16 protein-coding genes and 1 pseudogene are annotated in these 21048 nt (G+C 58.3%); 4 read left to right on the forward strand and 13 right to left on the reverse strand.

Annotated features, from left to right (window positions below):
• Positions 1-66: 66 nt before the first annotated feature.
• The 12 genes and pseudogenes from QJT78_RS40090 to qatA form a co-directional block, all read right to left on the reverse strand.
• Complete coding sequence (locus QJT78_RS40090) at positions 67-270, reverse strand: hypothetical protein (RefSeq protein ID WP_038952400.1); 204 nt, start codon at positions 268-270, stop codon at positions 67-69.
• Positions 267-1172, reverse strand: coding sequence for a tyrosine-type recombinase/integrase (locus QJT78_RS40095; protein WP_028153991.1), 906 nt, complete (start codon positions 1170-1172; stop codon positions 267-269). The genes QJT78_RS40090 and QJT78_RS40095 overlap by 4 nt, the downstream gene beginning before the upstream one ends.
• Positions 1172-2401: a tyrosine-type recombinase/integrase gene (locus QJT78_RS40100; protein WP_244433184.1), complete on the reverse strand. Its 1230-nt coding sequence runs from the start codon at positions 2399-2401 to the stop codon at positions 1172-1174. Before QJT78_RS40100 ends, QJT78_RS40095 begins: the two co-directional genes overlap by 1 nt.
• Before the next feature lie 143 nt (positions 2402-2544).
• Positions 2545-2766: pseudogene (locus QJT78_RS40105) on the reverse strand (transposase zinc-binding domain-containing protein); the annotation flags it as partial.
• A gap of 20 nt (positions 2767-2786) precedes the next feature.
• Positions 2787-3647: a tyrosine-type recombinase/integrase gene (locus QJT78_RS40110; RefSeq protein ID WP_038945091.1), complete on the reverse strand. Its 861-nt coding sequence runs from the start codon at positions 3645-3647 to the stop codon at positions 2787-2789.
• A 526-nt stretch (positions 3648-4173) separates the two neighbouring features.
• Complete coding sequence (locus QJT78_RS40115; protein WP_335337559.1) at positions 4174-5646, reverse strand: DUF3320 domain-containing protein; 1473 nt, start codon at positions 5644-5646, stop codon at positions 4174-4176.
• A complete protein-coding gene (locus QJT78_RS40120) occupies positions 5559-8873 on the reverse strand; it encodes a DUF4011 domain-containing protein (RefSeq protein ID WP_202802153.1) in 3315 nt (1104 codons plus the stop codon). The genes QJT78_RS40115 and QJT78_RS40120 overlap by 88 nt, the downstream gene beginning before the upstream one ends.
• A 565-nt stretch (positions 8874-9438) precedes the next feature.
• A complete protein-coding gene (locus tag QJT78_RS40125) occupies positions 9439-10848 on the reverse strand; it encodes a DUF2130 domain-containing protein (protein ID WP_038945093.1) in 1410 nt (469 codons plus the stop codon).
• Between the two features lie 539 nt (positions 10849-11387).
• Positions 11388-12149, reverse strand: coding sequence for a Qat anti-phage system TatD family nuclease QatD (gene qatD / locus QJT78_RS40130; protein WP_080586799.1), 762 nt, complete (start codon positions 12147-12149; stop codon positions 11388-11390).
• Positions 12146-13498: a Qat anti-phage system QueC-like protein QatC gene (gene qatC, locus QJT78_RS40135; protein WP_038945094.1), complete on the reverse strand. Its 1353-nt coding sequence runs from the start codon at positions 13496-13498 to the stop codon at positions 12146-12148. Before qatC ends, qatD begins: the two co-directional genes overlap by 4 nt.
• Entirely contained in the window at positions 13495-14385 is an 891-nt protein-coding gene (gene qatB, locus QJT78_RS40140; RefSeq protein ID WP_157790081.1) for a Qat anti-phage system associated protein QatB, read from the reverse strand. The genes qatC and qatB overlap by 4 nt, the downstream gene beginning before the upstream one ends.
• 138 nt (positions 14386-14523) lie before the next feature.
• Positions 14524-16320 (reverse strand): Qat anti-phage system ATPase QatA, encoded by a 1797-nt coding sequence (gene qatA / locus QJT78_RS40145; protein ID WP_049807979.1) that lies wholly within the window; start codon positions 16318-16320, stop codon positions 14524-14526.
• Between the two features lie 483 nt (positions 16321-16803).
• On the opposite strand from qatA, the gene QJT78_RS40150 reads away from it, so the two are divergent.
• From QJT78_RS40150 to QJT78_RS40165, 4 genes are all read left to right on the forward strand, one after another.
• Complete coding sequence (locus QJT78_RS40150; protein ID WP_038945798.1) at positions 16804-17379, forward strand: site-specific integrase; 576 nt, start codon at positions 16804-16806, stop codon at positions 17377-17379.
• A 74-nt stretch (positions 17380-17453) separates the two neighbouring features.
• Entirely contained in the window at positions 17454-18404 is a 951-nt protein-coding gene (locus tag QJT78_RS40155; RefSeq protein WP_240537865.1) for a hypothetical protein, read from the forward strand.
• Positions 18405-18639: 235 nt separating this feature from the next.
• Positions 18640-19506, forward strand: a complete 867-nt coding sequence (locus tag QJT78_RS40160) for a hypothetical protein (RefSeq protein ID WP_038945796.1) — start codon at positions 18640-18642, stop codon at positions 19504-19506.
• A 95-nt stretch (positions 19507-19601) separates the two neighbouring features.
• Positions 19602-19922: a DUF3768 domain-containing protein gene (locus QJT78_RS40165; RefSeq protein WP_038952397.1), complete on the forward strand. Its 321-nt coding sequence runs from the start codon at positions 19602-19604 to the stop codon at positions 19920-19922.
• A gap of 303 nt (positions 19923-20225) precedes the next feature.
• Here QJT78_RS40165 and QJT78_RS40170 read toward each other — a convergent pair.
• Positions 20226-21048: transposase (locus tag QJT78_RS40170; protein ID WP_281460534.1), on the reverse strand; the 823-nt coding region annotated here is incomplete at its 5' end.

Raw genomic sequence — 21048 nt, forward strand, 5'->3', positions numbered from 1 at the left:
CAAGGCTCCGAAAGCCTTGCTCACGATCCCGCGAAATCGTTGCTCACGATCGTCTGAAATCTCTGCTCACGATCCCCTGAAATCCGCGCTCACGATCCCGCGAAACGCGCACGTCAGCGCCGAAGGTTTGACCTTGAGCCGGTCGGCGGCGAACACGAACAGCAGCTGGAAGCTCGAGGCATAGGAGTCCCTCGTGTGCTGGCTGGCGCCCCGCTGGCAAGCGAGTGTGTCGCGCAGGAACGTCTCGATGAGGGGAGCGATCGGCGTCATGCTGACCTCCCTTCGGAGATGAACGCTTCGCCGGCCATGGCGACATCGCGCAAGAGGTCGGGCGTGGCCTCGAGATACCAGTAGGTCGCATAGATGTTGACGTGACCCATGTAGGTCGCGAGTGCCGCCATGTGCGCCCCGCACCGGCCCCGGCCGGTAGGGCTGCCTTGCAGCGCGCGCACCGCAAACGTGTGCCGTAGATCGTGCAGGCGAGGACGGCGAGCCGACGTCGATCTGATGCCAACCTTGTCGACCAGCCTGTCGAAGGTCTCCTTGACGGCAATGTAGCGTAGCGGCCGACCGGGCTTGTCGATGAAGACCGGATCATCGTCTGAGCCGAGCCCGCGACGTGCCAGGTATCGCTGCAAGCCGGCAACCGCCGTGTCGTGCAGCGGCACCAGTCGGGTCTTGCGGAACTTGGTCTCGCGGATCAGCAGACCGTCGCGGGTCACGTCCGCGATCGTCAGCTTCAGGGCTTCGGAGATCCTGAGCCCGGTGGATGAGAGCAGCGCGATCAAGGTCGCTTGCGTGTGCGGGCGCAAGCCGCGCGTTGGCCGAAGCCGCAGCGCAGCTTCGACCAGCCGACTAATCTCGTCTGTCGTGTAGATGTGCGGCGTGCGACGCTTCTTGCGGGCGCCGAAGTGATTTGCCGGCGGCAGCTCGTGCCCGACTTCCTCCACCCGGACATGGCGTACGAAGCGACAGACGGCTCTGAGCCGTGCATCGCGTTGCGCGACGGATGGTCCGAGCGCGGCCCAGTCGATCGCTGTTTTTGTCTCGACGTACGTTTGTCCGCGCTCGGCCGCGAAGGCGGCAAAGCTCTTCAGCAGGTGCTCCGCGGTCGACATCGCGAAGCCCGTGGTGCGGCGGAGCGCGAGATAGGTCTCGATGGCGTCGAGCATCAGAGCGCCTCCGGCCAAGGCTGAGCAACCCGCTTCAGCAGCGCGACGTCGGCCTTTGCGTAATAGGCCGTCGTGTCGATGCCGCGATGCCGAAGGACGAGGCCGATCTTGTCGAGCGGCACGCCATGGCGCAGCATCTCGGTCGCCGCGGTGTGCCGCAGAGTGTGGGCCCCTTTGACCGGCGCCACAATGTCGGCCCGCTTCATGATACGCTTGACCACCGACGAGATGCCGTCGCCTCGTCGGAATGGCCGGCTCGGCGCGATCGTGCGCAGGAACAAGACATCGTTCCGGCCGGTAGACGGCCGGCATTCGAGGTAGGCGGCGATCGCATCCCCGACGTCTTGCGGTAGCGGCAGCCGGACCTCGTAGCGCGACTTGCCGCAGACCCGTAGCGATCCCGTTTGCCACTCGATATCCGCGAGACGCAGTTGCGCCACGTCACCGGCCCGCAGGCCGAGGCGCACCAACAAAAGTACGATCGCACGATCACGCCGGCGCCCACCGACGTCGCCGTCACAGACAGCGATCAGCCGGTCGACCTGCTCGGTCGACAGATACCGGGGCATGTCGGCAAGCTGCCAATGAGCGTAGGCTGGAACGGCGCCGTCGAGACCTGCCTGACAACGGCCTGCGACTGCGAGATACCGCAGGAAGGCCCGCAGGCTCGTTGTCATCTTCTCGATCGTGCCACTCCCGCTATTGCTCGCCCGCTCCAGGAAGTAACTGCGGACATCGTTCGGCCTCCAGCCGTCCGGGTCAGATCGAAGATGCATCATCAGGCCCGCGGCGTCGCGGGCGTAGAGCCTGATGGTGGCATCGGATGCGCCGCGATGCTTGCGCAGCCACGTTTTGAAGTCGGCGACCAGCTGCGGCTCGGCGGGTGCTGCCGCCACCGCGGACCGGCAAAGGCCGAGCTCGACGAGGTGCCGACGAAAGAGCCTGGCACCGTAGATGGTGTGGTGGTTGCGCCGGCCGCCTTTGGCGCGTGGACACCGGCAAGTGCGCAGGTGCTCGCCGAACGCGGCGAGATCAACGTCCGTCAGGCCCGCGCCTTGCTCGGCCATAACATGACCGATGTGAGCCGCCGCTCGCAAATAGCGTACCGCTGTCTCGGGGCCATAGCCCTGCCGCTCCAGCGCCGCTGCAAACCCGTCAAGGTAAGGCCCGCTCGGCCCACTGCGCAGATGCCCCAGCATCTTCGCTGCCGAGAAGTACGTCTCCAACATGTCCGTCTCCGTATGTGACCGGCCATCAGTGGCCGACCCAACGGGGCCGCACGAGCGACTTGTAATGGAGAGCTCGAGAGCGGCAATCCACAAGAAAATACGGTGATCGCGATTGGCAGCTCCCCATTACTGGCTTTGCCCATACGGCAGGAATTATAGGCAACGCGTGTCGTGCCGCAGTCGTCGCAAGCCTCCATGTGGCCGCCGAGCGCCTCGGTCCGGCACGCAACGATCGCGCTCATCACGCGCCGCTCGACCCGCCCCAGATGACCGGCATGTACACGGCGATAGGCGTCGCCATGCCGGCGCAGAATATCGGCAATCTCGATGGCGGGCCTGTTGGAGCGGGTGTCGGAGCGGGTCATGACCCGCATCCCGCTGCGGATCATCCAGGTGGCGTCACCTCCAGCGACAGGCGATCGAGCGGGCTCTGCGTCGCCCGGATCGTATGGGTGGCAACCTGCGTGTAGCGCGCCGTCGATGACAAATTGTTGTGCCCGAGCAGAACCTGGATGATCCGGATGTCGGTTCCGTTCTCGAGAAGATGTGTCGCGAAGCTGTGGCGCAGCGTGTGCAGCGTGACGCGCTTGGTCAGACCCGCAGCCTTCACCGCCGACCGGCAGGCGGCGTGCAACACGGTCGGATCGATCGGATGATCTTCGTCGCGTCCCGGGAACAGATAAAGCCGCGGCCGAGCGAGCCGCCAGTACGTGCGCAGGATGCCAAGCAGTTGGGGCGACAGCATCACGTTGCTATCCTTCGCCCCCTTGCCGTGGCGCACCTGGATGACGCCACGGGCGCTGTCGATGTCTTCGATCCGCAGTCCCGCAACCTCCGAGGCCCTGAGCCCGGCCGCATAGGCGGTGGTGAGCGCGGCGCGGCTCTTCAGGCTCGATACCGCTTCAAGAAACTGAACCACTTCGTCGGCGCTGAGCACGACCGGCAGCTTGCGCGGTTCTCGCGCATAGGGAATGCGCTCCGGGATGAGCGCCTCGCTGAGCGTGACACCGTAGAAAAACCGTAGCGCGCAGACGATCTGGTTCAGCGCCGGCCATGAAATGCCGGTCGAGACCAGATGCACCTGGAAGGCGCGGACGTCTTCCAACTCTAACCGGTCAGGTGATCGGCCAAAATAGCGGCTGAACTTCGAAACAGCGCTGATGTAGGATCGCTGCGTCGCTGGCGACAGATTGCGGACGGTCATGTCTTCGATCATGCGACGGCGAAGAGGGCTCAAATCGGCCATCTCGATACTCCTGTCTGAGGGGGTGGGCTCCAACACCCACATCCTCTCAGCCAGGAGGCGATCTACGCCACCTTGCCCCTTACGCCGCGGCAGCGGCTTCGTTCAATCCCAAACGATTCAATCCGGTCGGGAACCGCTCTAACAACGCCGCTGGGCGCACCCGCCAAGGACATCGGGGAAGGTTCATTAAGGCGCCCTATCTGCGAGTTCGGGTAGCCGAGTCCGCTGAGATGGTGCCCTCACGCCGACCGTGCTAAGGATCGAAGGGTGGCGCCACTCAAGAGTGCCAGCACTGATAAGGTTTCAGCTATTTCCTTATCAGTCGGCGACTGACTCCGTTTTGTTAGATTCCTTATCAGTCCGCAGACTGACCGCGATTGTGCAATTACCTTATCCGTTGATCAAAGGCGTCTGCAGCCAAATCTTATCAGCTGGCGGGATAGTTCCATTGGTCGGTCTGCACAAATAGCAAGACCAATGACTTCGCTCGCAAGCAATTCCGACCTCCATCAATTCGATGACCCGCTCAAGTTAAACCCTCTGCTAAGCGTGCCTGCAAATCCGCTCCCACCCGTTTGAAACCGAGTAGCCGAGCGACTGTTTTGATAAGCTCCTCGTTTTCGCCCCCGCCGTTGTCCTCACGGGCTATCTTAAACGCGGCTTGTATTTCCAGAATAGAGATGCATGCAGCCTTGAGAGTTGCACCGCTTTCGGCAGAGCGGTCGCGAACCGGAGGCGCATCCGACTGACCTCTTGTGTACCAGAATTGTCCATCGGTAAGTAGATCGGCACTCCCTTTTCGGGCGACTGACAACGCGGATTCTGTCGCAGTTAATATTCGCGATCCCGCCTTTTCCTTGCCAAAGCAGGAGGCCACGCGCCGAGCGATCTCTTCCACATGAATCGGACCCTCGGCGTCCACGATCTTTCGGGCCAAATTCGCGAGCACAGAAACGGGCGCCTCGTGCGGCTCGTTCGAAGTGCTGACGCGAAAGACCGCCCGCTGATATGCAGGCATCTGCCGAACGACGACCTCGGGAACTAAGATTGGCGCGGCTTCGATTTCGGTTGGCTCGGCCGATCGCCCCTGATTTGCGCCCTCGACTCGCAGCCCTTTGTCAGAACTCTCCCGTGCATCCAGGAGCGCTTTGCGCAGTCGCTCTATCTCAAAGTGACGATTATAAAACCAGTCGGTACTCCAAATTCGATGAAACCGCCAACCGAGGTGCTCGAGCACGTCCTGACGTAAACGGTCCCGTTCCCTGGCCCACAGAGCACTATGGTACGTCGCACCATCACACTCGACGGCCAGGATATAGCTACCCGGCTTATCAGGGTGACGAATACCCAGATCGATTCGGAAACCAGCAGATCCGACCTGCGCATCTGCGAGGAAGCCATACCCCCGCACAACATCAGCAACATCTTCTTCGAAAGGCGAATCTGCATCGAGGCCAGTCGGCGCGTCTTCGTCCAGACGACCATTCTTCGCAAAATCAAGAAAGCGCTTGAGGATTCGCGGGCCTTCTTTTGAGGTGCGATTCAAATCAATGTCGCCGGGATCGAAGGATGCAAACACCTCGCAGCGGATCCTAGCACGAGTGAACAGTACATTGAGTCGTCGTTCGCCGCCTTCTCCGTTAACCGGGCCGAACGACATGCTGTTCAACCTTCCGCCGGCTATAGCGGGGCCATAGCCAACACTAACGAGAATGACGTCGCGCTCGTCGCCCTGCACGTTCTCGATGTTCTTGACAAAAAGATCTTCCGATTGCCCCTCGCGCAGAAATTGATCTAGCGTGGTGTCTTGGCGACGACGAAGCTCGAGTAACTCTGTTATGAGGTTTCGCTGCGCAAACGAGAACGTGACCACTCCGAGGGAATGCGTTGGATTTTCTCTCGCGTGCTCCGCTATTCGATCGACAATGGACTCGCCTTCTTTGCGGTTATCCCGCTTTCCGCCCTTGTCGTAAACCCCATCGACCCGGGTAAAGCACAGGCCGTAGGCCGGATCTTTCTGTAGGGGGACGGCGGCAGAACGAGGTCGCTGTCATAGAACTCTCGATTCGAAACTTCGATAAGCGATGGATCACGTGATCGATAATGCCATTTCAGCATTCTACCTGCGAAGCCGCGCGCCTCGCAAAGAGTGAGGATACTCTCCATACTGCCAATTGTTGCCGCGCCTTCCAGCAAGTCCGGGCCGACGTATTCATTGTCGCCTTCCTTGTCATCCTCTTCGTCCGCCAAAACCCGATCGAAGAAGGAGGATGGCGGAAGCTGCTTCTTGTCACCCACCACCACAATTTGCGTAGCTCGTGCGATCGCTCCAAGCGCGTCCTCTGGGCGAACTTGCGAAGCCTCATCGATGACCAGAAGGTCAAACGAGATCGTGCCCGGCGGCAAGTATTGAGCGACCGATATTGGGCTCATCAACAAGACGGGTTTAATACGTTGTATTGCTGTGCCGGCCTTTTCGACCAATCGTCGCAGTGCCATATGGCTGCGCTTTTTCCCAATCTCGCCACGTAGGACTTTCATCTCCCCCATGGCGCCTTGAGGTACCTGCGCGAGGTGGCCGGCTAGAATCGTGGTTACATTGTCCTTGAGCTGCTGACGCTCTAGCGTCGCGAAGGTGTCAACCAGATCATGGCGCCGTTCCAGGCCAATCTCGCGGAGGTCGGCGTTTTGCTCAAGAGCGCCCTTCCAAAGGCGTTCGGCACGGGCGTAACGTAGCTCGATTGCTGCTGCAGCTCCATCGAGCTCGCCAGATCGCATCCGCTCCTCAAGGCTGGACAATCCCGCAGACACAAGCGCCTGCCGACGCCGGGCGAGTTGGGTCCACGCCGCATATCGATTAGTCGAAGCAGCCATAGCTCCAAAGCGCGCAGCGACAGCGTTGAGTTCGGTGTGCTCAAGACCTAGATCACCGAAACTGCCAAGATCAAGATCGAGCAGTTTCACAATGGCTTGCAACGCCGAGCGTGCTGCTTGCGCCGCCTCTCGCAATGCCCGTAGCATCGCAGTTAGGGCGTCAACCTGAGCGGCTAGTGCGATCGACTTGTCCGAACGCACGGAGATTGGGGCTTTGGAGAGCCTCTCACACCATTCGGCGACGGCAACCAATTTCCTAAAGTCGGATTTTTCTCCGCGCCAGGCATCACCGAGAATACGACCGCAATATTCTCGATCGTCTTCCCATTCCGATCTCAGCGAAGTCACTGCGGTCAGTTGGTCGATCCGCGCAACTCTCTCGGTCGCGGTTTTGGGTAAGCCTCCACGCAACAGGCCGGCAAGTTCTCGTGATGCGCCACGGTAGCGGCCACCCCAGCGGGCAAAGAACGAACGAATACCCGCCGCCAGCGGAGCACGGAGATGGTTAGAAGAAGCGCTGAAGGCGGTTTCGACAAATGCTTCTAACGCTTGGTCGAGCGCATGCCGCCACGCCATGCCGGCACGCAGGGCTTGGTGAAGGCGAGGAATGTCCGGTGCGTCGAGCACCTTCTGCGCAATGTCGGCCGCGTTAAGGGGCAATCCTTCGAGGCGCCCTAGTACATCGGCCAGCGGAGCAACAACGTCGAAGGCTGCGGTGTTAGGCAACGCAAGCGCGTCGACGGGCATGCGCAGTGACTTTGCAAGCGAGGTCACGGCGACTTGAGCTTCAGTCAGCGAAATTGTCAGTCGAGCTAAGTCCACCGGCTGAAGATGAAGATTGCCCGTGCCCTCGAAGGGATGCGAGGCTGTTCGGCCCTCTTCCGCGAGGAGCGCGCCATATTCTTCGATCGTCGCTAGCAAATCGATCTCTTGCTGCCGCGACATTGAATGCAGGCTTTCGACCTCCAGAGTTGGGGGCGACATGCCTTTCCCAATAAACTGAGATTGCCGACCAAGCACGCTATAGGCCGTCTCTCCCGTAGCTCCGATTGGGCGATGTAACGCTTCTGCAAGACTGCTCAGTCGATCGCGGCCTTCTCTCAAAGCCGTTGGCGCTCCCGGCACTCCGGGCACGACGCTAGCCTGCGACAAGGTGCGCGCCAGTTCGCCAAGGACTGCTTTCTTATTTGCACTTCTCGAATGTAGCTCAAGACATATATCACGTAGCCCGACCTTCACGAGCCGATCGTTCACCACAGTGAGCGCAGCCATCTTTTCGGCAAGGAACAGGACTCGCTTACCTTCCTTGGCCGCAGCCGCAATAATGTTCGTGATTGTCTGAGACTTGCCTGTTCCAGGTGGCCCTTGAACGACCAGGTTCCGTCCTGACCGCACCTCCTCGATCACCTTAGCTTGCGACGCATCCGCATCGACAACATGGAAAAGCTTTTCTGGCGGCAGGACCTCGTCCAACTTGTCATTTGAGGTAAATAGCGGCTCCTCGGGTTCAAAGCCTTCGTAGAGTAGACCACGAGTAAGCGCATGGGCTGCCAGTGCGTCGTCGGGCCACGCCTCGATGGCCAGGTCACGATACATCAGTAGCTTACTGAAGCTGAAAAATCCCAACTGCATAGCATCGGGGTCGAGCTTCCAGCGTTCCCGCGACCTGGTCACCTGTTGCACTTCGGTAAAATAGTCGGACGGCTTCCAGTCTTCTTCGATTTCTAGCTCGGGAAGCTCGATTCCGAAGTCGTCTCTCAACCGCTGCTGGAGCGGCAGATTTGTGAGAGCGTCTTCGTCTCGCACTCGCAGGTCGAATGTCGAAGTCCTCGCGTTGCGCACGAGTTCGACGGGAAGGAGAACGAGCGGTGCTTCACGTGGTAAGCTCGACGCCTTGTCCTCGTACCAGGTCAGGAAGCCCATCGCGAGGTACAGGACATTGACGCCGGATTCCTCCTCCGCAGTTTGGGCTTCCCGCGCTATCTTCAACAGCTTCTTCTGCAGCGCGTCGGGACCGAGCCGCGTCTCAAGCCATGAATCGGTGCGGCGATCTTCTTCGGACCGTTGCCCGATAACGTTAGCGAGGACGACTTCGCCGCTATCCTCGACCTTGTCCTTCCCGAGCGCGAAAAAGCGCATGGTCTTGCCACCAGAAAGCAAGGCATGAACATCATCGGAATGCTCGTTGACGATATTCAGTACGTTACCGCGCGTGTTAGCGCGATTGACGTGAATAAGGCGATTGCGGGTCCCTGTCTCGACCAACCTGCGCCGCGTATCATCAAACAGCCTTGTAACAGCCGATCTAGCTTCCTGATCCACGCCTTTCGGCCGCGTGCCGATGCTCGCCAATCTAACCGTCCCCCGCGAGCCACTCTGGAAATTGGTCTGACGCGTTAGGGCTCATCTCCGCCGCGCCGCAGATTTTGAGCTGGTCAGGATGGCTGCGGGTGCTCCGATCGCTTTGCGCTCGCCATACCCCGTCCCGACCCCAGCTCCTCTTCTGGTTGTGAATGATTATAGCGAGAAATGAGGCGCGTCATCTCCCTTCCGCGGTACTTAGACAAAAGGCGATTGTGGACAAAGTCCCAAGGCCCACGTATCCGGGATGCTACGAACGTCTATGCTCGAGTGCCGCTCGAAATTCGCGACAATGCTACATCTGACCGAATGGATCGAGCGCTCGTACAGGCTAAGCGATGATGCAAGTTCCTCGCATGAAACCTTCACTCAAGTCTCTTTGCCGGTGCTCCAGTGGTTGAAGATCGCGACGGCCTTGCAACAAATGTTAGGCGCTCAACGTGAGCCCAAATTACCGCAGTTCGTCCGCACCCCGGTCCGCCCCGGACGCCGACAGGATAGCATACTAACACCGCGCCGCGGGCCTATTGCGGTGCACCTCGGTCCAAACGGACATTTACTCCGCGGCTTCAGCTGCCGAAGCTTTAAGCTCCGCAAATTTCGTCGCCATCGTCGGATTTCCACGTGTCAGCTTCTTGATCGTCACGTCCTGGGCCTTGTCGTTCGCGAGGCGAAGGTTGCGGTCCGCACCGATTAGCGCGTCCTTCGTCTTCTGCAGATGGTCGATAGACTTGTCGATCTCGGCAATCGCCGTCTGGTAGTGCCTGGAGGCCAGATCGTAGTTCTTCGAGAACGCGGTCTTGAACGTCTCAAGCTGGTTTTCAAACTGGGTGATGTCGATATTCTGCGCCTTCACGAGCGCCAGCTCGGTCTTGTACTTGAGCGAGTTGATCGCCGCATTCCGAAGAAGCGTAATCATCGACAGGAAGAACTGCGGCCGGATGACATACATTTTCGGATAGCGGTGGAAGACGTCGACGATGCCGGCGTTGTAAAGTTCGTTGTCCGGCTCAAGCAATGAGACCAGGATGGCATACTCGCAGCCCTTCTCGTTCCGGTCCCGATCGAGCTCCTTGAGGAAGTCCTCATTCTTGCTCTTCGTTGCGGTTCTGTCGCTTTCGTTTTTCATCTCGAACATGATCGAGATGATCTCGGTCCCGGCATCATCCGAGTCCCGGAAGATGTAATCGCCCTTGCTGCCGGTCCGCGCATCGTTGTCCTTCTCGAAGTACGCCCGCGGAAAGGCCATCGACCGCACGCGGTTGAACTCGGTCTCGCAGTGCTGCTCGAGGGTCTCGCCCACCATTTTGGTGGACAAGCGGGCCTTCAGATCTTTTAGGCGCTCGATCGCGTCGTCGCGATCCTTGATCTGCGTCTCGTACTTGTCCTTCAGTGACTTCTCCGAGAGCTGTTTTTCAAGCTGGACCTGCTTGATGCCGTTCCTCAGCTCATCGCGCTCCTTCTCGATGACGCCAACCGCCTCAGTCACTGCAAACTTCTTCTCAAGCTCAACAGCCTGGACCTTGGCCTTCAGCTCCTGGATTTCCTTTTCCTTGGCGGCGGTGATCTTGTGCTGCTCGCTCGCCAAAAGCGCTTCAGCGAGCTCCGAGGCCGCCTTCTTTTCACGCTCGGACTCAGCTAGCGCGTTTGCGAGCCGGTCGCGCTCCTTCTCGACAGCACTGAGCGCTTCGGTCACGGCAAGCTTCTGCGAAACCTCACTCCCTTCAAGCTTGGATTTTAATTCCAGGATCTCGGCGTCCTTGGCGGCTGCAATCTTCTGCAGATCATTGCTCACCCGGGCCTTTGCCAATTCCACAGCGTTCTGCTTGTCGCGCTCGGCCAGTTCCAAACGTTCGTGCAGTTGTTCTGCGAAATCGGCGTCGCGGACCTGCTTCAGGATATCCGCGTAACCGGACTCATCGACCTTAAAGGCCTTGTCACAATGGGGACAGATGATCTCGTGCATGGTTCCTGTCCGGATCAGGGCGGCTGCTGTGGTCGTTCATAGGCGACGCCGCGGCTCGCAGAATCGGCCTCGGCCCCATTGAGAACAAAATTAGAACATGTAATTTCAGTGGGTCAAGCCGGAAGCCGCGGTCTTGGGCGTTTTTGGCTGAGAATCCCCCGATTTTCAATGTGGGAAGGCCGGTGATCCAGAGCGGACCGCTTACCCGAGCAGTCGACCGGTTGGCGTGGCTGCTACCGAGCTCAGCTCATCCGACTTGAGGCTGTTCGTGTCGACGACCATCCGCTTAAAGCGCTATCGCCTATCTTACCGAAGCCTTGTGAAACAAGCTTAGGGAATGAAGAGGACAGCATGGGCCCTTGTTGACCACCACGTGACGAGCGGCTCGGGGTTGAATCCGCCTGATTACTACGCTGTCCTTGCGACCATCATTCCCGACTTTCCTTTTCCTAGAGCCTGATGGTGAAGCTGAACGCGAGTTCGAGCCCCTCATACACTTACTTTCGCCAGGCACTGCCGCTTGATCTCACGAAACACGATTAAACCACTCCAGCAAATCTAAGAACGCGTTTTGCGTTCTCGTGGAGTGGAATGTCACCGCCAGGTCCGTATGGCGTCAGACGTCGGGCCGTCCGCAGTACATCCCACGGCATGCTCGGGCGGGTATCTGTCAGTCCGAACGGCGCATCAGTTTCGGTCAGAATACGTTCGGATGGCATTGCTCCGATCAGGGACGCCGACCGATCAGAATCCAGCATGTTTGCGTTCACGGAGAAGTAGCAGCCCGCAGCTGCGGCGCGCCTCATGGCAGTAGCTGACCCCGCATACCAATGAAGAATGCAGAGCACACGGTCCGGCGTCGTATGCTTTTCGATTAATTCGACAACGTCATTTGCTGCTCGACGGCTGTGAACCGTAACAACTTTACCGCCGAGTTGTTGGGCACCATCCAAAATTTTGCAAAACGCGGTCTTTTGATTTTCGTAAGAACGCTTGTGTTGTGGACTGCCGTCCAGGCCGACTTCACCAATGAATGCGGTTTCTGACAGCAGGGATAATACCAACGGAAGCTCGTTAAAGCGCTCTCCCACAAGTTCGGGATGAAGACCGACAGCCGGGAATACATAGCTAGAAGTACGCGCCCATTCGGCATTTGTTGAAAATGCCTTGGGTGTCGTGGTCACCGCCAGCGTGAAAACACGTTCCGCGTCACAGCGTGCGATGGTGGCCCGAGGGTCTTTATCGAGGTCAACGTGACAGTGGAAGTCATACCCCTCGATGGATTGCGGCAGCACTTTCATGGCTTCACAGTCACCTTTGAAATCACAGCGGCCACTTCCTCAATGCCACGTTTGAATACCGCACTGTAATTGCTAACCTCGTCCCGTGAGTAGTCCGTCAGAGGTCCAGGCTTGTGGACCAGAATGTCCTCTATGCCCGCCCGCTCGGCCAACCGTCTAGCCATGAGCTGGAAAGACCGGATGTGTTCACTTTCCGCCAGACGCCCTTCGAGCTTCGCGCCATTTAGGTTAGCGAGCGCATAAGACGTTGCATCCTTTCCTACGCCACTGATAAGGGATGCTCTGCGGATCAGGCATGGAGTACAATGCCCGCAATGGCCTTTCGCAAGCTTCTTCCATCTACCCTTTGAGATGGAAGAACACGAAATCGTTTCAGCCGCGCAGGTCTTCAGTAGGGTCTGATTCGCACATGCCTTGACCATCTCTCCTTTCGTCATGAATCGATATGGATTGTGCATGGTCCCGGGGATGCCGAGCTTGCCAAGGAGTTCTTGCCAGCGAGCAAGGTAGAACGGGTGCGTTGTTCTCGTACTCCAGGCACCAAGACGCAACGGGTCTAATGGCACGTTGAGCGATATCAGACCATTCTCGGGAATGACGATGTCAGCATTATTGAGACCGCTTGCCGCCAGGACCGCCATAGCGAAAAACAGAAACGATCTGCCGCGCGTGGTAGTCTCTGAGTCCGACCCTTTCACGAGACTGTTGCCGAAGCCGATCCGGGCACGCACATGACGCGGATCGGTATCCCCATAGACGGCACCAATCCGCTTCGCGCAGATTTCCTGTGAACTGGTGCTGTTTTCCCAATAGTGGCTCACGAGAAGGGGATTCCGCCTCTCGGCGAGCAGATCGATAGCGCCTATAAAGCTGTCCAGCCCCCCTGAGAACAGACAGACTGAGTCAAACGAGGCAACCTTCAACTGCTTCTTGTCGACGAGCGTAGAGTGTTCCTTTAGGCGTGGCCGGAAAAAGATGCGCCACCTGTCCCCGGTCAAGAACGCAAGGATACGCGCTATAAAATCGGACTCAGCCTCAAACAGCTTCACGTTGCTGACAGGAATATAAAGATCAATTTCCCGGGTCCACGAGTCCTGCGACTCTGTCTTGCGTGAAATTCGCGTGTCTGCTGCTGTTACAACAGCGCTTAATATTGCGAGATCAACTGCCTGTTCACTTGGAATTACGCCTCGCCTTGTCAACGCGTCAATTAGTTGGCCCAAGCCGAAGGAAAGCTTCTTTTCACCGTCGATAAACTGGATTTGCGTCTGAACGGATTGGCCGTCGATAACGACAATCTTTGTTTTGTCAGCGGCACCAAGCCGCGCGATGACGCTGTGCCGCCTCATCCTTCCCGATCCCCCAAAAGTTCCAGAAGGTCCCAGGCGTCCTTGAATGTCTTGTCGACGACACCGCGAATTTGCCCGTCTGTCATTGAAGACAAGTCACTCAGATCGCTCGAGAACGAATCCCGGACCGAGCCTCTGATGTAGGCTTCCAGCTGGGCCTCGAACGCCTGGATCGTACTGAGGTCCGCTACCTTCAGGCCATTAACACCGATCTCTTGCATCAGCTTCGTTTCTACCGCGTTCGCGATGAATGAAATGAAGAACTCCTTGATCTGGTCCGTGGACAGGTTGTTCAGGTTCGTAACACCGAGCCCATCGACTTCTGCAACCGTCTCAAGCCAAGCCTCGCGTGCTATCGCTTCGTCGATTGAGCCGCCGTCCTTGCAGACGACTTCTGTGAGGCCCAGAAAGACCTCGCGTGCCGGACGGCCTGCCAACTCGGATAGATTGAGCCGTGCCAGTGTTTCGCCGACCCCGTCGCGCTGAAAGCCCCTGAACACGCCCAGTGCGTTGCTTGCAGCCTGCCGCGAAGACCCCATCTTCCGGACAGCATTGGCGCTGCCCCCAGATCCGGTCCGAACATAGTCCCGAACCGCGCGGCGCAACGCCGGGCGGTCGTTGCCCCCGGACCCTGCGAAGGAAGTGAAATTCCCTCTCGCTGATGCAAAACGGCCCGTCATTGGCGGTGCCAGTATTGTTGGACGTGAACCGTCGTCCGGCTTTGGTGAGGGGGTATTGTTTTCATCCGCACCAGGGTTATCGCCGCCATCATCGTCAGCCGATGGCGGGATGTTTCCGGGCAATGGAACCGGCGCCGGTTCATTCAACCACGTGGGAACGAGCGACGTGCCGCTGCCGGGGCCGCGCGAAGATCCGGACGTTCCCATCAGCGAGCACCGCCAGAGGAACGCGTTGTCGACAGCGACTCACCGGCAAGCTTCTTCAGCATGCCGTTGCTGTCTTGTTGCGCCCATCCCGTCCGGATTGTCCGCCATTGCGTGACGGCCGTCGGATCGGTGACGACTTCATTCCAGCCTTTGACAATCCAGATGCCCAACGATTTCGGCTCGATATTCTGAACCAAGGACAGGAGTTCGGTCTGAAAGCGGGGATGATGTTTGGCGATAATCTGCATCCCTTCGACCCGGCGGCTGATTGACGAAACTCCCTCCTGCGAGCACGCGCTCGCGGAGCGCATTGAACGCGCTGTCCGCATCGGATGAAGTCAGCGACCTCACCTCTGGCTCGACCGCACGCAACGTCATCCCGGCAGCCATCAGTTTTGTCACCAGTGCGTCGATCCCGCCGACGTCGGCGGCAGATGCCAGCATCCGCTTATCGCGCGAGACGAAGGCATATGGTCGAAGATCGTCTGCGCCGAGCTTGGGATCCATTTTCACCCAGCGCCGTAACCACTCCCGTTCAGCCCACTTACTTACGTCAGGCGGCGCTGAGGTCTCTTCGTCTGTCTTGGCGCGCTTTGCCGGTTTCGCCGGGGCTTGCTCCTGTTCAATGGCTTCCAAGGCAAGGAGGTCGTGCGACTTGCCATCGTCTGACGTCATCGCCTGTGAGGCGATATGGTCATAGAAGTCGGGTTGAAATCGTTCAGCCAGCATAAGCTTCGCCAGCTTGGACTGATTGATGGCGCCCTCAAAATTGCGGGCTTTTGCGATCGCTTGCCTGACCAGCAAAGCGTTGAGAAAGCGTTTGATCTGGCGCGGATTGCCTTTCGTGCCTTCAGCGAGGATCGGACCGATCTGTGTTGCGAGAAGGAACGCTGAATCAAGTTGCTGTCGCTTACTGGCGTCGACTCTTTGAATATCGCCTTGCAACAATCCAGCACTGAGCCACGGCCTGTTCAGTGCAGCCTTTGCCTTAGCGAGAAGTTCTTTGAAACCTGCATGGTCGTCGCCAACAATGCTTTCAACGAGAAGCAATGTGACATAGGTCCGCGTTTCCTGTGTTCCGAGCGCCGGGATCCGGAACGGCACCTGGATCAGCTTCTCCAGGTAATTCCGCGCGTAAGGCAGCGGTCCCGATGACACCGGCAAGTCAGGAAAGTGCTGACGAACGGCGTATTCGATCATGCCTTCGTCCGCGCCGATGATGAACGCCGTCTTGGGTACGAACAGGAAGAGCCGAATGGCTTCCAGCGTTTCAATCGCGGTTGATGGCAAACAGCGATCGAGGTCGTCGATCATGACGACAAGCTGCTCGATCTTCGCCTCCTCCAGCAATTCACCGAACTCTTCGCGGAACTGGTGAATCGCTTCCGGGACATTCTTGTCTTCACTGCCTTCGCCCGGCTTCAGATAAGTCGCAGCCTCCTCAAGGCCGCTTTTCAACTGATCGGGCGAGACCGAGCCGAGACCAGTGATCGTCGACTGAATGGTGGAAAGGACGGAACCAATCTGATCGGGTGACGGCAATCCCGTAGCGAAATTGAAGGCGAGTCCCCCGCCTTTCTTGGCAATCTTCAGCCAGTCGACCCGCTTCAGCAGTTTCTTGCCGAGCTCCTTGACCTTGCCCATGTTTGAACGCTGACGGACCAATTCGGTGATCGTCGCTTCGATCAGGACGGTCTTGGCGTCGTCAAAGCCCTGAAACGCCCAACCGTTGAACCACAGACACGCGACCTTGCCATCGCTCGACAGGCCGGTCTGAACCATCTTCAGGATGCTGGATTTACCTGCGCCCCAGTCGCCGTGTATTCCGATGGTAAGCGCCCGACTGCGGTTAGTTTTGAGGAGTTCAATGACCGTGTCGGCAATCGCTTCGCAGTTTAGAAAATCAACTTCGGTCTCGTTATCTGGAATGAGCATTTTCGGATCCTAATCGACGGCGCTTGCGGCTGGTCAACCTCTACAACCGGTCGTTGAGGAAACCGTAAGCGGTATAAGGCCAGTTCCGCCAGCAATTTCGGGGGCTTTTGGGGATTACGGAAATGGCGGAGTGGATAAACGGGGTTTGGGCACACCCCGTTCTTTATCCGTTCCCTGACGGAGGCCAAAGGTGGCTTCGGCAGCTGAACCGACGCCAACGAGTCCGGGACATCCCTATCCCGGACGCGCACGGACCTACCTAGCTAGCAACCGACGCCGCGTCTCCGAATCGAATTGCTGTCTTCGCGGGCGTTCCGATCGCACTGATAAGCAAACTCTCAAAGCCTCATCAGTCGCCGAGCACCTCTCATCCGGATGCGCTGATCTCTTCCGAAAGGTCATCGCGTCAAACGAACTGATAAGCATTTATTGTGTTGCAGCGATCGGCCGAACGGCTAGAATCTGGCATTCGGTTTGATCGAGATGGCAGGCAAGCAAGCCAAGATACTTTCTGATCAAGCGGCGCGAGACTTGCTCTTCTTCGCCGGCACGACCCGGCACCCGGATAGAAATCGCGTGATCGTCCTCTTGTCGCTGAAGGCAGGCTTGCGCGCCGCCGAGATTGCCAAGCTGACATGGGATATGGTTGAAGGCGCCGACGGCGAGATTGGCGCGACAATCGAGGTACGGGACAGCGTCGCAAAACGGCGACACGGCCGCCGAATCCCGGTCCAACAGGATCTGCGACAGGCACTCATCGCCTTACGAAAGCTATCTCCGGGAAACGGACCAATCGCGCGATCGGAACGCGGCGGACCGATGACGCCACTCAGCATCGTGGTCTGGTTCAATCGCGCGTTTCAAGCGATTGGCCTCAGCGGCTGCTCCTCTCATTCCGGACGACGAACCTTTATTACGCGCGCCGCACGCCTCGTTCACAAGGCCGGCGGCTCCCTAAGGGATGTCCAGCTCCTGGCCGGCCACCGTTCGATCCAAACGACCGAGCGGTATATTGATGGTGACAGCGACGCCCAAAGGAGGCTGGTATCTTTGATTTAGGGAAGTCCCGATCATTGGCAGTGCCGGCGCAACCCCGGCGCCCCACCGGAGCGGCGGTCAGATCCGCGGCCAGCTTGATCGTCGCCATTTGCCGAAATGGCACTGGCCTGCCCTCGTTGGCGCCTCAGATCAGCGTCGGCTCACCAGATTCGGACCTCCATCAGATCGTGCGCGCTCGAAACACACCGCCGCTATTTGACTGGATGGTCGAGACCTTCAGCTTCCAGGGGATCTCGGACAGGGTGGCCGCGTCTTATCTTCACGCCCATGGCGGCATCACCTGGCATGAGATCAGCCAAATGGTGCGTGATCCCGCTTGCGCCCTGTTAGACAGTTATTGGACCTACGAAAGCTGCCGCTACGACAAGACTCGGCGCACGTGCAGCCACCCCCGCTACATCCGCCGGTGCCCCGTTCCCAAGGCTCCGCTGAGAAATGGCCATCTCAACCAGACCGCGTTCAGCTTCTTTCTGTTTGTCAGAGATGTCGCCGATTCCGATCTTTTTGGGTGGATCGATGGCCAGCTCTCGGCGGCGGGCGAACTTGGCGATGGGTCCGCTCAAGAGGCGTTAGTCGGTCCGACCCGTCATGTTTTTGGGGTTTCGGACAAGGTTCTGACGATGACGCTTTCATCAGTCTTGATGGCGGATCGCGAGGGCCGTCCTGATTGGTATGCAGTTGGCAGTGCCATGATCGTCGTGGATCGGCTGGTTCACAACTTTCTGGTCCGAACCGGTATTTTGCAGCAACTTGGCATGGTTCACCCTTACGGTCCCCGTTGCTATGCAGACGGCGGCTGCGCCGAGGTCTTGCGGCGCGTCTCGGCGCAGATCGACGCGCGCCAGTTTGATGGTGATTTTACGCCGGATTTTCCGCGCTTTGTTCAGCACGCTCTTTGGCATTACTGCGCTGCTGACGGTTTGAACGTCTGCAACGGCAACAATATTGATGATCGCAAGTCATGCGATCTATTATCGTGTATTGTTCACAGTAATTGCGCCAAAAAAGCGCTAAAATTACAGTAATCATCTTCTATTTCTGCGCAGTTTTGCGGCAGCTAAAGTATTGAAATCATTGCTTTTTTGGCGGATGTGCTTTATTATACTTGCGACGAGATTGTTTGAATACTCTTCTCGTCTTCAGCAAAGGAGTCGTCAAATGACAAGACCGCCATTGCCGGGACCTTCCCGGAAGACCAGCGACAACGCCGTTTTAGAAAGGGGCCCGATTCGGGCCCCTTCGGCTTTTCAGGAGGGCAAAATGGCCAAGCCCAATCTTACGAACCCGAACAAACTCTCCGCCTCGGCAATCATCGTCTACGGGATCGACGCGACCGGCAAGCCGAAGGCCGGCCGGTTTCCGGAGCGCCAGGCAGCGGCAGCCAAAAAGGCCGCGCGCTCACTCAAGCTCGCTGTTTGCAACGTCGATCGACCAGCCCTTGTCGAAATCGGCGCGAAAATTCCGGTCGGACGCCTTCACGACCAAGGCAGAGCGCTTCTGCCCTACATCAAACGCAGCTTGTACGACGAGCTCGCGGCCGCCCTTCTTCCGGTGAGATCAAGTGCCGCCGCTGCAACAAAGGCCCCTCCAGCGAAGGCAATGGAGGCAGCAAAGTCCCGTTCCAAGGTCTTTATCGTTCTCGGCTTCGATGAAAACCAAAAGCCACGCGGCGCGCGATACCGCACATCCAACGAGGAGGAACTCATCAAATTATCGAAGGAGACGGCGCTCAATCTATACGAGCTGAAATCGGCCGACTCAATCAGCTTAGCGGGTGCTCTCCCGGCTGGAAAACTCCCAACCACCGGTGCCGCCTCTGTCCCTGAGATCCGCCAAGCCCTGTACAGTGAAGTCGTCGTGGGCATTTCGGACGACGCGGACGCAGTACCGCGAGACAAGCTTGGCGGCCCACTGCCTCCTCAGAAGGGATCTCCCGAAAGCTGGGAAATCATCGAGGCCGGGCATCTCGTCATCGCCCAGGAATCTCCGGAATACGGTTGGGCCGAGGCGATTGTTGTCGACCGGAAGGATGGTCTGTTGACCCTCCGCTATCGCGACTATCCGAAGCTACCCAAATTCTACCGGAACTATCGCGCGGTCGCACTCCTAAGCCGCGGCAGCAAGTAAAGCTACGCGCTTCAAGCTAGAATGGCGCGAGCCGAACTCGCGCCGTTCCAATTACCTCCCGCCCCTTCCATCATCCATCATCAATAGGAGCAACCATGTCCTTGGACACGGATCGGATACGTGCGCTTAACGACGAGCTACGTCAACATTTGCTCGGCGGCAACGCCGTCATGACCTCCGGCATCGCTGCGCTTGGATCAGACGCAGTCAGGCGCTTGGTCCGCACCATCTCGGTTTTCGACGACTTTTGCCATGCCAACGATCCTCACGAAAAGCACGATTTTGGCATGTTCGATTTTGAGGGAGCTCAGGTCATCTTCAAGATCGACTTGTATGAAGAGCCAGATGTCAAGGACGCAAATGGAGATCCCGTCGTCAATCGTGTGCTGACGATCATGTTGGCCTCCGAGTACTAACGCCACGGCGACTTGCCCCACATTCAAAAGTGGGGCTCTTTTCTGAAGACTCGGTTTTACTCACGCTTGCTAACCCAACTTCGACCGTTCCTGCTGCAGCCGTGACCATGCGCACCAGCGCATTGACTTGTATCCGGTCGAAGGCAATCGCCTTCGCACCACAATCGCTATTCACGTAAGCCGGAGCCTGAAAGGCACGGGAGGCGACCAAACTACTACTGGGCTACGAAGAGCCATCAATCTTCCCGGTCGCCAGCCCGCCTTACCGCAGTTGCGGCAAGCTCAGAAACGACATTGTTCTCGTTAGACCTTCAACGTAGCGCCCTCCGGTACCACCCCTTGCTCGACAAAGCGCCACAAGGCGATGGCCAATTTGCGTGCAAGAGCAACGATGCCAACCTTGCGACCGCGCATCCCCATGCCGCCAAACCGTTCGTGCCACCACAACGAAAGTTTGCTGTTTGGCTGGTAACGGAGCCAGAACCAAGCCAGCTCGACCAATGTTTGCCGAGCAAGCTTGGTGCCTGCTTTGTGGATACCTCGATCGCGACCAGTGTCACCGCTATTGTAAGGGCTGGGCGCGAGCCCAACGAACGACGCCACGTGTCGTCGCGTTTCGAACGAACGATGATAGACCTCGGCAACCAGCACCGTGGCGGTCGTCTCTCCAACAGCGCCAAGTGTCGCGAGGCGCTGAACCTTTTCTGCATGCGGAAAGCGCCCAAGCCCATCCACGAGTGCCGCCTTTCGCTCGGCGATAACCTCTTCGATCTGCTGCGAAACAAAGTCGTAGTGGCGCAGCATCCGTTCGATATCGCGCCTGAGGAACGGCGCCAACGGTCGGCCGTCACCGGTCTTCATTATGTCGAGACGTTCCAGCAACCGCTTGCCAATGCGTTTGCCGTTGAGCCAAATCCCGTGCAGCGCCAACAGCCCTTTGATGCGCCCGACGATGCTGGTGCGCTCTTCGACGAGGTACTTTCGCTCGCGCTCGATGCGCTTTGCGTCTTCTTGCTGCGCGTTTCGCGGGATCGTGAGCGCGGATTTCAGGGGATCGTGAGCAGAGATTTCAGACGATCGTGAGCAACGATTTCGCGGGATCGTGAGCAAGGCTTTCGGAGCCTTG

This window comes from Bradyrhizobium sp. Mp27 (genome assembly GCF_029953005.1).
Taxonomy (GTDB): domain Bacteria; phylum Pseudomonadota; class Alphaproteobacteria; order Rhizobiales; family Xanthobacteraceae; genus Bradyrhizobium; species Bradyrhizobium barranii.